The following is a 13997-nucleotide window of genomic DNA, read 5'->3' on the forward strand; positions in this document are numbered from 1 at the left end:
GCCGTGCCTGGTTCCGGTGCCGTGCTGTGCGGTGTTGGCAGGGGTGCCTGCTTCGGCGGGAGTCGTCCCGAGCCGGGTGAGCAGGTCGCGGTAGTCGATGGTGGCCATGACCTGGGGCCGGAGCCCGCCCGCGGCGGGCAGCCCTCCGGCGGCGAGGGCCGCCTTACACGCGCCGACCAGGCCGTCGAGCAGCCGTCGGGGCCGGGAGCGGAGGTCCAGAACCGGCAGCGACGGGTCCTCTTCCACCGTGGCGGGCTCCGCAGCCGGGCCTGGCGCATCCGCCGCCGCGGACCCGTCACCCGCCCCGCCCTCGCCCGCCTCGCCCGGTCCGGCCTGTGCCGTGTTGCCGGTGGCGGTGCCCTGGCCGGTGTCGGGGCCGGTGCGGGGGTTGGTGGCGGTGTTCATCACGGTGATCAGGTGTTCGAACTGGTCCGTGGTGGCGAAGATTTCCAGGTGCTGCAGGCCGTGCCGGGGTTTGCGGAGGAAGGCGCCCTGGAGCTGGCGGAGCAGTTCCTCGGAGGGCTCGGCGCCGTCCTGGTCCAGCGCCTCCGTCCACCGGCGGGCGATCCGGGCCAGGAAGTCGGCGTCGTTCTCGGCCGCGGTGCGGGTCAGGGCGTGCTCCATCGCCGCGACGGCCTCCGGGAGGCAGCTGTGCCGGACCCGGTCCAGGGCGAGCGTGATGACGGTCGCTGCGCGGGAGGCGACCTCGCCGGACGCGACGGCGGCTCCGAGCTCCGGGTGCACGGGCGGGATGGGCCGGCCGGCGAGTCCTTGCCGGGGCAGCAGCGTGTCGGCCAGCGCCAGCCGGCGCCTGGCCTCGGCGGCGCTGATCCGCAGCCGTGCCCGCAGGAACTCCACCGTGTTCCGGTACCCGTCATCCAGCACCGATTCCGGCACCGCCGGTTCCACCGTTCCGGGGCTTCCGGCGGGAGCCGCCGCAACGGACGTGCCGGAGGGCTCCGCAGCAGCGGACGTGCCGGAGGGCTCCGCAGCAGCGGACGTGCCCGCGGGAGCCGAGGCCAGGGAGGCGCCGGCAGGCTTCGCGGTTCCGGGTGTGCCGGTCTGCCACCCGGCGGGGCTCTCACGCCAGCCGGTGGTCCACCCGGTGACCGCCCCCGTTACAGCCCCCGTGGCCGCGGCTGCGGACTGCTTCCTGGTCCGGTCCACGGCGGCCGCCGCGACGAGCTGAAGATACTCCACCGCGCGGGAGACTTCCTCCACACTGCCGGCGAAGTCCGACGCGGCCCGGAAGCCCCACGACCCCGCATCCTCCACCGCCGTCGAACCCACCGCCCGCAGCGCGGCCAGGGCGGCGTCCATACCGGATTGCCCGACCGGGGCTGCACCCCGCTCCGTGCCCTCCGCCTCGTCCCCGCAGACGGTGAAATCCCTGATGAAATCCCTGACGGCTTCCATGGCTCGAGTCTATTTGAGGGCTCCGACAAAAGTGATGGGCACGGTTCCGCCTCGGAATGACTCCGGTACGGCGCACTCGGCCGAACCCCAAACGAACTGTGACCACGCACCCCGTTGGGTGCGTGGTCACAGTTGCGCGCCGAAAACAGCTGCGCGGGGCTAACGAACTAGAGCTTCAGGATGCCCGTGAGCCTCTCGGTGTCCTGCCGCGTCCGGGCCCTGCCGAGATACACGACGGCTGCGATCGAGGCCGCAGTGCCCAGGACCATCGGCAGGATCCACGGGATCCAGGTCAGGCCCGGCTGGTAGCCGAATCCGGCCGCTATGAAGATGATCCAGCTGAGCATACCGACGGATGCAGCAACCCCCGCGGGGACGGCGACGCCGTACTTCTGGTGCCGCTTGTCGTTGGCCCACACCACGAAACCCGCAGCCACGGTCACCATGGCGACCACAATCAGGGAAAGCATTCAGGACACCTCACGATGTAGAAACTGCGATGAAGGACGGTCGTGGGAAGAACGGGGCTAGAGGGCACCGAAGCCGACGCGGCGGGCCTCTTCTGCGCCGATTTCCACGTAGCCCAGAACATTGGCGGGGACGATCACCAGGCGGCCTTTGTCGTCCGTCAGCCGCAGTTCGCTGCCCTTGGCGATCGCGTCGCCAACTACCTTGGCGACGGCTTCGGCATCCTGCGCCGATTCGAGGACAATTTCGCGGCCAATGTTTTGAATACCAATCTTTACTTCCACAGCAAGGCCTCCCAGCCAATCAACGTCCAAAAAATGTCTAAGGTCAATCTCTAGTTGTAGTCTAGGTCTCTTTGGGGAAGCGGGAGATTCCGCGCCAAGCTAAACGGTAGATGAGGTCACTGGCTACGTCGAGATCCAGGTTCCCGTCCGTTTCCAGCCAATACCTTGCGCTCACGTGGGCCATGCCGGCGAGTCCGCGGCCCAGCAGCTGGGCCTCCAGCTCAGGCAGTTTGGTGTCCTCGGCGATGACGTGCGCGACGGCGTCGGCGAAGGTCTTATTGAACGTTTCCAGCCGCGCGCTGACGTCGGGATCGTTAATCAGGTCCGACTCGAAGACGAGCCGGTGGGCCTGGTCGTCGTGCGCGATGAAGCGGAAGTAGGCGCGCATGACGGCCTGGACGCGCTCGTCATTGTCGGTGGTGGAGTTCAGGGCGCCAAGCAGGAGGTCGGTCAGCTTGCTGAGGTGGCTGTCCAGCAGAGCCAGGTAGAGGTCCCGCTTGGAAGGGAAGTGCTGGTACAACACCGGCTTGCTGACGTGGGCGGTCTCGGCGATCTCGTCCATGGCGGCACCGTGGTAGCCGTTCGCCACGAAAACTTCCTGCGCGGCCGCCAGCAGCTGCGCCCGGCGTTCGTCGCGGGGGAGGCGGGCCGAGCGTTGTCCGCTCCGGGGCTGCCCTGCCGTCGGCTTGCCGGACTCGTCCCGCTCCAACGGTGCCTGATGAACCACTGTCGGCCTTCTTTCCCTTATTCACCCCATTGCGCGCAATGGCAATATTTTGCATTTTGTACTGAACTACCTTGCACTCAATTACACCTTACGCGCGGGTAATATGACCTGGTGGTATCTTCGGGCATAGATTGAAGTATGGCTTCCAAGTTCACCGCCGCCGGTGCCCCCGCAACCCCCCAGACGAAGCTGGATCCGCAGCCCGGACCGTTGGTCGACCCGGCTGCGGACCTCAGGCCGGACGAGGTGGAACGCTACTCGCGGCACCTGATCATTCCGGAGATCGGCGCGATCGGCCAGCGACGCCTCAAGAACGCGAAAGTCCTGGTGATCGGTGCCGGTGGCCTCGGCTCCCCGGCCCTGCTCTATCTCGCCGCCGCGGGGGTCGGCACCCTTGGCATCGTTGATGACGACGACGTCGACCTCAGCAACCTCCAACGCCAGATCATCCATGGTGTCGAGGATGTGGGCCGGCCGAAAATCGAGTCCGCCCGCGACGCCATTAAGGCCCTGAACCCGCTCGTGGACGTCCGGCTGCACAACGTCCGGCTCGACGCGTCCAACGCACTGGAGCTCTTTGCCGGCTACGACCTGATCCTCGACGGCGCCGACAACTTTGCCACGCGCTACCTCGTCAACGACGCCGCCGCCATCCTCGGCAAGCCCTACATTTGGGGATCGATTTTCCGTTTCGACGGCCAGGTCAGCGTCTTTTGGGAACAGTTCGGGCCCACCTACCGGGACCTCTACCCGGAGGCACCCCCGCCCGGATCCGTGCCGTCCTGCGGCGAAGGCGGCGTGTTCGGCATGCTGTGCGCCGCCGTCGGAGCGCTGATGGTGACCGAAGCGGTCAAACTGATCACCGGCGTCGGCCGGTCCCTGCTGGGCCGGCTGGCGCTCTATGACGCTCTGGGCGGCACCTGGCGCGAGATCAAGGTGACCAAGGACCCGGCGGCAGCACGAATCACCGAACTCACCGATTACGAGGCCTTCTGCGGGATCACTCCAACGGCGGATGCCGGTGCCGAGCACACCGTGACGGCGACCCAGCTCGCCACCATGCTGGCCTCCCGCAAGGCCGGCCTCAAAGACTTCCACCTCGTGGACGTGCGGGAGCAGGGAGAATACGAAATCGTCCGCATTGAGGGGTCGGAGCTGATCCCGCAAGGCCGCATCCTTGCCGGCGAGGCGTGGCAGGAACTGCCCCAGGATGCCGAAATTGTCTTCCACTGCAAGGCCGGAACACGATCCGCCGCCGTCCTGTCCGCAGCCCGCGCCGTCGGGTACGAGCGCGTCAGCCACCTCGAAGGCGGCATTCTCGCCTGGGTACGGGACGTGGAGCCCGGGAAACCGGTGTATTGAGCCGCGGCGGCCCATATGGCCAGCAAGGCCGCGATACCGCACAACATGCTCCGCCGAGCGGCGCCCTAAAACGAAAGGCCTGGTCATGAGCGAGGAAAATACAGTGACGTCCCAGCGCAAGATTGGCTCCGGGTTCGGCCGGGATTCGACGGCGGCCGACGTCATTGCCGGCATCGACCTGACCGGGAAGACCGCTATTGTCACGGGCGGCTACTCGGGGCTGGGCCTGGAGACCGTGCGGGCGCTGGCATCCGCCGGCGCCACCGTCGTGGTGCCGGCCCGGCGGCCCGAGCATGCCCGCGACGTCCTGGCCGCGGCCGGGCTGACGCCGGCAAAGGCTGGCGGCGGCGTCAGCGTTGCCGAACTGGAAGTTGCCGAATTGGACCTGGCGGACCAGGACAGTGTGAAGGAGTTCGCCGCCGGCTTCCTGGCCGGCCCGGCACCTGGCGCGGCGCCGGGCTCAGGCCGCAGCCTGGACATCCTCATCAACAACGCCGCCATCATGGCAAGTCCGGAGCAAAGGGTGGGACCCGGCTGGGAATCACAGTTCGCCACGAACCACCTGGGCCATTTTGCCTTGACCAACCTGCTGTGGCCGGCGCTTGCCGCGGCGCAGGGAGCCCGCGTGGTCTCGCTCTCCTCGACCGGCCACAAGCTCTCGGCCATTCGCTTCGATGACATCAATTTCGACGCCGGCTACGACAAATGGCGTGCCTACGGCCAGGCCAAGACGGCGAACGCGCTCTTCGCCGTCCAGCTCGATGCCCTGGGCCGCAACTTTGGCGTGCGCGCCTTCGCAGTACATCCCGGCGGGATCATGACGGAGCTGCAACGGCACCTGCCGCGGGAGGAGATGATCGCCGCGGGCTGGATGGACGAGCACGGCAAGCTCGACCCGCGCTTCAAGACACCCGCGCAGGGCGCCGCCACCTCGGTCTGGGCCGCGACGGCGCCGGCGCTCGAAGGGATGGGGGGCGTCTACTGCGAGGACTGCGACATCGCCGAAGCCACGGTGCCGGGATCGCCCGAAGCCAGGATCAGGGGAGTGGATGCCCACGCGGTGGACCGGGAGGCGGCCACTAGGCTGTGGCAGGTGTCGGCCGAAATGACCGGGATCAACGCTTTCCCCGGATAATCCAGGGATAAACCGCGGCGCGGGAACGCGCGGGGCAGCTACGCGGTTTCGCGGATGTCGCCCGCGGCGGGGCCGGGGTCGCCGGGGTTGTGGGCACCGGGGTTGTGGACAGCGGCGTTGTGGTCCACAGGGCACGCGGCCCCGGAACCGGCGGCACCTGCAACCGTTGCGCCGGCGGTGGGCTCCACCGTGATGCCGTACAGCGCCTCAAGACCGGCAATGTAGGCGTCCTGCTGTCCGTTGGAGGCCAGTTCGCGGGCCCGGACGGTGGGGACGTGGAGAAGCTGTTTCACCATGCGGCGCAGGGCAAATTCGACTTCTTCGGCGGCGGCCGTGCAGCCGTGCCGGGCCCGGACCTTTTCCATTTCCGCATCCAGGACGTTCATCGTGTGGCGGCGCAAGGCGACGATCGCCGAGTCGACGCTCCTGGCCTCGCGCTCCTGCTCGAAGGCGCTGGCCGCCCCGGCCACGATGCTGCTGGCCTGTTCGAGCGACTCGGCCTGTTCCTGCGGTGCGGCCAGCCGGACCGATTCCAGCGTCAGCAGTTCGACGCCGTCGAGGTCGCCGACAGCGGGGTCGAAGTCATGGGTCAAAGCGAGATCGATCGCGATCAGCGGCTGGGGCGAGTTCGCCCGGATCCGGGCGAGTTCGTCCGCTTCGACCCGGCTGTCGGAGCCGCTGCAGCCGATCATGACGTCGGCACCGGCAACTGCGCCCGGAAGCGTGTCCTCGTTCAGTGCCGTGCCGCCCCGGGTGGCGACGAAGCCGGCGGCGCGGCCGGAGGAGGAATAAACAGAGACATCGGTGCAGCCACGTTCACGCAGCAGGGACATGGTGGCACCGGCATAGGCGCCGGTCCCGAAGACGACGGCTTTCTTGGCGGACCAGTCCGGGTTTTCCGACAGGTCAGTGGCGAGGTCCAGGGCCACGGAAACGATGGAGAGCCCGCGCGAACCCAACGCCGTCTGGGCGCCGACGTCCTTCGCGGTCTTGGACGCGGCCTGGAACAGCCTGACCAGGCCGGAGCTGGCGGTGCCCTCGTGCTGGGCCGTGATCAAGGCGCGGCGCACCTGCCCGGCAATTTCCCGTTCGCCCACCACAGCGGAGTCCAGACCGGAGCTGACCGAGAAGAGGTGCTGGCTGACCTCGGCGCCGGTGCGGGTGTTGAAGGCGCGGGAGACGAGCTGATCGTTGAGTCCGCTGGCGCCGCTGATGTGGGTGATGAGGGCCGCCCGGGCCGCGGCGACGGCGTCCGGATGGGGGGCTTCACCGTAGATTTCAAGGCGGTTGCAGGTGGCAAGGACAACGGCACCCGCCACGGCCGGCGATCCGGCGAGGGCGGATGTGGCGATCCCTGAAGCACCGGTGCTCAACTGAGCAACGGTTTCGAGGTCGATGTCGGCGTGTGTAGCCACCAATGAAAAAAGAACCACAGCATCACCATCATAGCTTTTTCGCGTCCGTGTAGAACAACTGTCCGGGCGTGGGCTCAGGCACCCTGGCCTGTGATTCCCGCCACGACGCGGCACTCGGGGCCGGTGTCAGAGCCGGCGTGACAGGCTGTCGTTATCTTTTAGGCACAAATTTGGGCACAATCGAAGTCATGACTCCAAGCGCTGCGGCACGTGCCGGCACGACCACATTCAGTACGTCCGACAACGGCGCAGCCGGCAATGCAGCCATTGACGGCGCCGCCCGCGGCCTCGATGCCGGCCACCCGCTGATGGACGGCCGCACCGCGGATTCGCCGCTGATCACCGCCTACCGCGGCGGCAAGCCCTCCCGCCGTCCCGTCTGGTTCATGCGCCAGGCCGGCCGCTCACTGCCCGAATATCTCAAGGTCCGTGAGGGCGTCGCGATGCTGGACTCGTGCCTGCGCCCCGAGCTCGCTTCCGAGATCACCCTGCAGCCGGTCCGCCGCCACGACGTCGATGCCGCCATCTTCTTCTCGGACATTGTCATCCCGCTCAAGCTGGCCGGCGTCGGAGTGGACATCGTGCCCGGCGTCGGACCCGTCCTGGACAAGCCGGTCCGCACGGCCGCGGACGTTGCCGCCCTGCCGCAGCTGACCTGGGAGGCCTTGGAGCCCATCCGCGAAGCCGTCCGGCTCACGGTGGCCGAGCTCGGCAGCACCCCGCTGATCGGCTTCGCCGGTGCGCCCTTTACCCTCGCCGCGTACATGGTGGAAGGCAAGCCTTCCCGCGACCACCTCGGCCCGCGCACCATGATGCACGCCGACCCCGAAACCTGGACTGCCCTGGCCAACTGGGCCGCCGATGCCTCGGGGATGTTCCTCCGCGCACAGCTGGAAGCCGGCGCCTCCGCCGGCCAGCTCTTCGACTCCTGGGCCGGTTCGCTGGGACTTGCCGACTACCAGCGCTTCGTTGCGCCGGCGTCGTCCCGCGCCCTGGACCATGTCCGGCACCTGGGCGCACCCCTGATCCACTTTGGCACCGGCACCTCGGAACTGCTCGTCGCGATGCGCGACGTCGGCGTTGACGTCGTGGGGGTCGACTACCGGCTGCCGCTGGACGAAGCCAACCGCCGCCTCGGCGGCACCGTCCCGCTGCAGGGCAACATCGACCCGGCACTGCTTTCGGCACCGTGGGAAGTCCTCGAAGCCCACGTCCGAGAGGTGATCGCGGCCGGCTCCGCGGCGCCCGGGCACGTCCTGAACCTCGGCCACGGCGTGCCGCCGGAGACGGACCCTGAGGTGCTCACGCGCGTCGTCGAACTCATCCACTCCATCGCTCCGGAGTAGGGGCGTGGACGCAGGCGCCGCCGGGACTCCCGTGGAAGGTACCGCCGTCGTGATCGGGGGCGGGATTTCCGGACTGCTTGCGGCACGGGAATTCGCCCGGGCCGGGGTCCGCACCACCGTCCTGGAGGCCGGCGAGGCCTGGGGCGGCTGCGTCGGCAGCCATGTCGTGGCCGGACTGACCCTGGACAGCGGCGCGGAGTCTTTCGCCACCCGCACCGCCGCCGTAGCCGATCTCGCCGCGGAGCTGGGGCTGGCCGGCCAGATCGTCGCGCCGAACCCCGGCGGGGCCTGGGTCCAGTTGCCTGACGGCCCCCGGGAACTGCCTAGGACCGGTGTGCTGGGCATCCCGGCGAGCCCTTGGGACCCGGAAGTCCGCCGGTCGTTGGGCCTGCTGGGATCCCTCCGCGCCTCCGTCGACGCCGTGCTGCCGGCCTCGCTGGGCACCGCTGCCGGGGCAACGAGCGTGTCAGCCCTTGTCCGCCGGCGGATGGGCAGGCGGGTCCTGGACCGGCTCGTCGCACCGGTGGTCGGCGGCGTCCACTCGGCCGACCCTTCAGTGCTCGACGTCGACATGGTGGCCCCCGGTCTGCGGGCCGGCATCCGCCAGCACGGTTCCCTCGCCGCCGCCGTCGCGGCCCAGCGCAGGGGAGCGGCGGCCGCCACGGGCAGACCCCCCGGACCAGCCGGAACAGCCGGACCGTCCGGAACAGGCCAGGCCGGCGGGCTCCAGAAGGCCGGTTCCGCCGTCGCCGGGCTGCGCGGCGGCATGCACACCCTCGTCGCCGCCCTGCTGGCCGATCTGCGTCAGCGCGGAGTCACCCTGCTGCCCGGCACCGCGGCCCGGTCAGTGCGGCGCACAGCCGACGGCTGGCGCGTGGCCACGGACGAGGCCACTTTCGACGCCGGGCTCCTCGCGGTTGCGGTCGAGGGTCCCGCCGCCGTCGGGCTGCTTGAGGAGTCCCTGCCGGAACTTGCCGGCCACCGCCCCGATGCCGGACCCGACGTCAGCCTTGTCACGCTCGTGGTGGACCTCACGGCCCTTGACGCGGCGCCACGCGGCACCGGCGTGCTTGTTGCGCCGCAGAGCCCGGGTGTGCAGGCCAAGGCGCTGACGCACGCCACCGCCAAATGGGCGTGGCTGGCGGAGCAGGCAGGCCCGGGACGGCATGTGCTCCGGCTCTCCTACGGGCGGAGTGCAGCTCCAGAGGCTGTTACTCCCGGGGCGTTGCCCGAGCCCCGCGGCGGCGGACTGGCCGCGGCGCCGCGCTCCGACGATGAACTTTTCCGCGCAGCCCTGGCTGATGCGTCGGCCCTGCTGGCGGTGCCAGTCGGCGCCGGGGACGTGGCCGATTGGGACGTGGTCCGCTGGGCCGGCGCGCTGCCGTTTGCGTCCCTGGGCCACAGGCAGCGCGTCGCGGCCGTCCGGAGCGTCTGTGCCGCGGACGGCACGCTTGCCGTGGTGGGCGGCTGGCTGTCCGGCAATGGCCTGGCAGCGATCGTGGCCGACACCCCGCAGCAGGTCCGCGCCCTGTTGTCCTGAACGTTGTCCTCAACGTCGTCCTCAACGTGGCTGCGCTGAACGTGGCTGCCTCGATGTGCCTGCGCTGAATTCGGTGACCCTGAATCTGGCTGTTCCGAACGAGGTTTCCGAGTCCCAAGCACACCTTCAGTCACAGGAATCACAGCGGTTCCAAAGGCACCCTGAACCCCTCCGGTCACGGCGGTTTCGTGCCGGAAATTCGCGGTACTTGCAAGTTTTTCCTGCTGGTCGATTCCGGCTAGGCTCGATGACCATGTTTATTTTCAGGTCCAAGGTGTCAACAACGAAGACCGGCCGCCATCGGGGCCTTCGAAGCGGCGCGGCGGCGGTCGCGCTCGGGGCCGTACTGGCTGGCACCGCCGGGGCTCCTGCCTCGCAGGCGGCCGCAGGGTTGTCCGCGGCGGCGTCCACCGCACCGTCCGCGCAGGGTTCGCTGACCCTCGGCCTCGGCGACGTGCTGGACAGCCTGCTGGGTTCCTCGACGACGCCGAGCCCCTCGCCGTCCGCCGGCTCGGGCGAGTCCTCCCCGTCGCAGCCGCCGCCGTCGCACGGCAGCAGCCCGGAACCCAGCGACCCCGAGCCCAGCGACCCGGAACCCAGCGACCCCGAGCCCAGCAATCCCGAACCCACGGCCCCGCGCACCAGCACTCCACCGGCGTCGAGCACCCCGCCCTCGAAGGTTGCGCCGCCCGGCGGGCCGCAGGACCCCGCCGCGCCGCCCGCCGCCCCGGCTCCGGGAGCTCCCGCCGCAGGCGGATCCGCCGGGTCTGCCCCCACCGGACAGGCCCCGGGCCGGCCGGCACCGGGCAGCGCGGCCGCCGACCCGGCCGCCGATCCACAGTCCGGCACCGCGGTGCCGGCCGCGGGCAACGGTGCCGGCGCGCAGGCGTCGGCCTCGACGTCGGCCACACCGCACCCGTCCCCAACGGGTTCAAACACAGCCGGCTGGACCCAGGCGCCGGCTCCGGCCAAGGGCCACTCCGGCAACTCCTCCCTCGAGGCAACCTCGACGTTGGAACCGGCCGGCCTGTCCCCGCTGGTCGGCTGGGGCATCGGCCTGGTGGCGCTCTCGCTCGGCGCCGGCGCCGTGGTCCTCCGGATGCGCCGGAGCTGACAGGACCCGCCTCCCGCGGATGCGCACCCTCCCGCAGACCCGCCTCCCGCGGACGCGCACCCACCTCCCGTGCCCCGCATGTGAAATAAAGCACTTCTACGCGCTGTAGAAGTGCTTTTTTTCGACTTAGCTGGGGAGAGGAGGCAGACTGGTATCCATGAGCCACACTTCTGCCGAATCTGTCACTAAAACCGGAATGTCAGCCCCCGGAGAATCAGTCGCCGGGGCATCGGCGCCCGAAGATTCAACTGAGCAGTTCTTCACCCTTTGGACCGTATTCAAGCGGTCAGCGGACATCCTGCGCGGCGCCGATGCCGCTGAGGACTTCGAGGCCCTGATGAAAAGCCTCGCCGACGCCGGAGTTGTCCACCGCGGCAGCTACGACGTCTCGGCGATGCGGGCCGACGCGGACATCATGGTCTGGTTGCACGGTCCCCGGGCTGAAGCGCTGCAGCGGGCAGTGCGGGACATCCGGCGCAGCAAACTTTTCGCCGGCACCGAGATCGTCTGGTCCGCCATGGGCGTGCACCGGGAGGCCGAGTTCGCCAAGAACCACACCCCGGCGTTTTCCCGCGGCGTGGAACCGGCGGAATGGCTCTGCGTCTACCCCTTCGTCCGCTCCTACGAGTGGTACCTGCTCCCGGACGCCGAGCGCGGCGCCATGCTCCGCGACCACGGCATGCTGGGCCGCGACTTCCCCCAGGTCATCTCCAACACCGTCTCTTCCTTCGCCCTCGGCGACTGGGAATGGATCCTCGGGCTGGAAGCCCCCGAGCTCGTGGACCTCGTGGACCTGATGCGCCACCTGCGCGCCACCGAAGCCCGGCACCACGTCCGCGAGGAAATCCCCTTCTACACCGGCCGCCGCGTCACCGCCGCCGAGATTGCCGAGGTCCTGGCATGAGCCCGCTCGATCCGCAGGAATCCGCCGCCCCGGTAACCGCCGTGAACACCGTCACCGAGGCCGGCCGGATGGCCCCCAAGGAGTACGACGCCGTGCTCCTCGCCTCGTTCGGCGGACCCGAAGGCCAGGAGGACGTCATCCCGTTCCTCCGCAACGTCACCCGCGGCCGCGGCATCCCCGACGAACGGCTCGAAGAGGTCTCGCACCACTACCGCGCCAACAGCGGCATCAGCCCCATCAACGGACAGAACCGTCAGCTCAAGGCCGGCATCGAGGCCGAGCTTGCAGCCCGCGGCATCGCGCTGCCGGTGTTCTGGGGCAACCGCAACTGGGATCCGTACATCCCGCAGACCCTGCAGGAGATGTACGACGCCGGCCACCGCAAGGTGCTCATGCTCACCACGAGCGCCTACTCCTGTTACTCCAGCTGCCGCCAGTACCGCGAGGACATCGGCATGGCGCTGACCGAAACCGGGCTCGACGGCAAGCTCGAGGTCGACAAGGTGCGCCAGTACTTCGACCACCCCGGGTTCGTGGAGCCCTTCATCGAGGGCACCGCCGCCGGCCTCGCCGACGTCCGTGCCCAGCTGGCCGCCGCCGGCACCCCGGACGCCCCCGTGCACATCCTGTTCGCGACGCACTCCATCCCGACCCGCGATGCCGAGGCCGCCGGCCGGTCCGAGGGCGAGCCGCGCACTTTTGAGGAAGACTCCGCCTACGCCGCACAGCACCTGGCCTCCGGCACCGAGATCATCCGCCGGGTGGAAGACGCGACCGGCCTGACCGCACCCTGGTCCCTCGTCTACCAGTCCCGCTCCGGCGCCCCGCACGTGCCGTGGCTCGAACCGGACATCAACGACGCCATCGAGGAGCTCGCAGGCCAGGGCGTCAAGGGCATCGTGATTGTGCCGCTGGGCTTTGTCAGCGACCACATGGAAGTGGTCTGGGATCTGGACACCGAGGCGCTTGAGACCTGCGCCCGGCTGGAACTGGCCGCAACCCGCGTCCCCACGCCCGGAACGCACCGCAAGTTTGTCGCCGGGCTTGTGGACCTGATCTGCGAGCGGACCGTCGCGAACAACATCGCCGAGCGGCCGCACCTGACCAAGCTCGGCCCCTGGTACGACGTCTGCCGTCCCGGCTGCTGCGCTAACTTCCGCGGCGAAAAGCCCACCATCGCAGGTGCCGACACCACCGTCGGGACCGGACACGATCCCTACCCGGCCGCCCCTGTGGCTTCGGGCACGGCTGCTGCGGCGGCGGGCCAGGGGACCGCATGAGCGTCCGGATCGGCACGCGCGCCAGCAAACTCGCCCTGACCCAGACCCAGCAGACCGCGGACCAACTGGCCGCCGTCGGCGGGTTCCCCGTGGAGCTGGTCCATATCCGGACCGACGGCGACGTCCTCAAAGGCTCGCTGTCCCAGATGGGCGGTACCGGCGTCTTCGTCGCCGCGCTCCGCGACGCCCTGTTGCAGGACGTCTGCGATATCGCCGTGCATTCGCTCAAGGACCTCCCGACCGGTCCGGCCCTCGGCCTGAGCCTCGCGGCCACACCCCAACGCGTCGACGTCCGGGACGTGCTGTGCGCCCGCGACGGGCTGAAGCTCGCCGACCTGCCGAGCGGCGCGAGCGTCGGCACCGGCTCCCCGCGCCGCGCGGCCCAGCTCCGCGCCGTGCGTCCGGACCTGGACATCCGCGACATCCGCGGGAACGTGGACACCCGGTTGGGACGCGTCCCCGGGCTGTCGGGCAACACGAACGACGCCGTCGTTGACGGCAAGTCAAACGACCTCGACGCCGTCGTGCTCGCAGCCGCCGGACTGCACCGGATCGGCCGGCTCGACGCGGTCAGCGAATACCTCGAGACGGACATCATGCTGCCGGCCGCCGGGCAGGGTGCCCTGGCGATCGAATGCCGCACCGCCGACGCTCCCCGCCGGGCCGGGTCCACGGAAGGCTCCCAGGGCGTGCTGGCGCAGGCCCTCGCGGCCCTCGATGATCCGGACACCCGGCTCGCCGTCACGGCCGAACGGGCTTTGCTGGCCCGGCTGGAGGCCGGATGCGCCGCCCCGGTGGGCGCCTACGCCTACCGCAAGGGCAGCATGCTGCACCTCGAGGCGGTGGTCTGCGCCGTCGACGGCACGGCAACCGTCCGCGACAAGAAAGCCACCGACGGCCTCACCGAGGTCGGGGCAACGCTGCTCGGGATCGAGCTGGCGGAAGTCCTGCTGGCCCGCGGCGCCGCGGACATCGCGGACCTGGCAGCTTCCTGAACCGCGGATCC

General features: G+C 69.7%; 13 protein-coding genes. 8 read left to right on the top strand and 5 right to left on the bottom strand.

Annotation, left to right across the window (positions count from 1 at the left end; genetic code table 11):
• The 4 genes from AC1DGD_RS09540 to AC1DGD_RS09555 all read right to left on the bottom strand — a co-directional run.
• Nucleotides 1-1416, bottom strand: a 1416-nt coding sequence (locus AC1DGD_RS09540) for a DUF222 domain-containing protein (protein WP_476856648.1), incomplete at its 3' end; no start/stop codon positions are given.
• A 167-nt stretch (nucleotides 1417-1583) separates the two neighbouring features.
• Nucleotides 1584-1886 carry a hypothetical protein gene (locus AC1DGD_RS09545; RefSeq protein ID WP_476848746.1) on the bottom strand — a complete coding sequence of 101 codons (303 nt, stop codon included), beginning with the start codon at nucleotides 1884-1886 and terminating at the stop codon, nucleotides 1584-1586.
• 57 nt (nucleotides 1887-1943) lie between these two features.
• Nucleotides 1944-2168: a DUF3107 domain-containing protein gene (locus AC1DGD_RS09550; RefSeq protein ID WP_028278253.1), complete on the bottom strand. Its 225-nt coding sequence runs from the start codon at nucleotides 2166-2168 to the stop codon at nucleotides 1944-1946.
• A 61-nt stretch (nucleotides 2169-2229) separates the two neighbouring features.
• A complete protein-coding gene (locus AC1DGD_RS09555; protein WP_476856725.1) occupies nucleotides 2230-2877 on the bottom strand; it encodes a TetR/AcrR family transcriptional regulator in 648 nt (215 codons plus the stop codon).
• Between the two features lie 156 nt (nucleotides 2878-3033).
• Here AC1DGD_RS09555 and moeB point away from each other — a divergent pair, with 156 nt between their 5' ends.
• Complete coding sequence (gene moeB, locus AC1DGD_RS09560; RefSeq protein ID WP_476856649.1) at nucleotides 3034-4257, top strand: molybdopterin-synthase adenylyltransferase MoeB; 1224 nt, start codon at nucleotides 3034-3036, stop codon at nucleotides 4255-4257.
• An 85-nt stretch (nucleotides 4258-4342) separates the two neighbouring features.
• Nucleotides 4343-5392, top strand: coding sequence for an SDR family NAD(P)-dependent oxidoreductase (locus AC1DGD_RS09565; RefSeq protein WP_476856650.1), 1050 nt, complete (start codon nucleotides 4343-4345; stop codon nucleotides 5390-5392).
• Between the two features lie 38 nt (nucleotides 5393-5430).
• Here the strand turns inward: AC1DGD_RS09565 and AC1DGD_RS09570 are convergent, their stop codons facing one another.
• Entirely contained in the window at nucleotides 5431-6825 is a 1395-nt protein-coding gene (locus AC1DGD_RS09570) for a glutamyl-tRNA reductase (protein ID WP_476856651.1), read from the bottom strand.
• Nucleotides 6826-6995: 170 nt separating this feature from the next.
• Between AC1DGD_RS09570 and hemE the strand changes: the two genes are divergently transcribed.
• The 6 genes from hemE to hemC all read left to right on the top strand — a co-directional run bounded on the left by hemE (nucleotide 6996) and on the right by hemC (nucleotide 13986).
• Entirely contained in the window at nucleotides 6996-8153 is a 1158-nt protein-coding gene (gene hemE / locus AC1DGD_RS09575) for a uroporphyrinogen decarboxylase (RefSeq protein WP_476848750.1), read from the top strand.
• Nucleotides 8154-8157: 4 nt separating this feature from the next.
• Nucleotides 8158-9693 carry a protoporphyrinogen/coproporphyrinogen oxidase gene (locus tag AC1DGD_RS09580; protein WP_476856652.1) on the top strand — a complete coding sequence of 512 codons (1536 nt, stop codon included), beginning with the start codon at nucleotides 8158-8160 and terminating at the stop codon, nucleotides 9691-9693.
• Between the two features lie 247 nt (nucleotides 9694-9940).
• Nucleotides 9941-10807 carry a hypothetical protein gene (locus AC1DGD_RS09585; RefSeq protein ID WP_476856653.1) on the top strand — a complete coding sequence of 289 codons (867 nt, stop codon included), beginning with the start codon at nucleotides 9941-9943 and terminating at the stop codon, nucleotides 10805-10807.
• Between the two features lie 157 nt (nucleotides 10808-10964).
• Nucleotides 10965-11711 carry a hydrogen peroxide-dependent heme synthase gene (hemQ, locus tag AC1DGD_RS09590; RefSeq protein WP_476856654.1) on the top strand — a complete coding sequence of 249 codons (747 nt, stop codon included), beginning with the start codon at nucleotides 10965-10967 and terminating at the stop codon, nucleotides 11709-11711.
• Entirely contained in the window at nucleotides 11708-12991 is a 1284-nt protein-coding gene (locus AC1DGD_RS09595; RefSeq protein ID WP_476856655.1) for a ferrochelatase, read from the top strand. The genes hemQ and AC1DGD_RS09595 overlap by 4 nt, the downstream gene beginning before the upstream one ends.
• Nucleotides 12988-13986: a hydroxymethylbilane synthase gene (gene hemC / locus AC1DGD_RS09600; RefSeq protein WP_230010623.1), complete on the top strand. Its 999-nt coding sequence runs from the start codon at nucleotides 12988-12990 to the stop codon at nucleotides 13984-13986. Before AC1DGD_RS09595 ends, hemC begins: the two co-directional genes overlap by 4 nt.
• Nucleotides 13987-13997: the final 11 nt, after the last annotated feature.

The organism is Arthrobacter sp. 05T45 (genome assembly GCF_056395875.1).